General features: G+C 68.0%; 1 protein-coding gene. It reads left to right on the forward strand.

What is annotated here, in order from left to right; genetic code table 11:
* Positions 1-143 precede the first annotated feature (143 nt).
* Positions 144-350: VOC family protein (locus AC1DYK_RS36415; protein WP_478170692.1), on the forward strand; the 207-nt coding region annotated here is incomplete at its 3' end.

The following is a 350-nucleotide window of genomic DNA, read 5'->3' on the forward strand; positions in this document are numbered from 1 at the left end:
CCCGTAACGCACGAGAGCGGGCGCTGCTGCTGGCGCGGGCGGAGAAGGAGGCGGAGGAGGGCGGCGCGCCGCGATGAGTTTCGGGCGGTGGCAGGGTCTACCTTGCACAGCCATTCCCCGTACGAGTCGCCGAGGAGCAGGCCATGCAGAAGATCAAGACCTTCCTGTGGTTCGACAACCAGGCCGAGGAGGCCGCGAACCACTACGTCTCCATCTTCGGAGGGGACTCGAAGGTGCTGGGCGTCACGCACTACACCGAGGCGTCGCCGGGCGAGCCGGGCGCGGTCATGACCGTCGAATTCCGGCTGGCCGGCCAGGAGTACATCGCACTCAACGGCGGCCCGCAGTTC

The organism is Variovorax sp. P2_H12 (assembly GCF_056403395.1).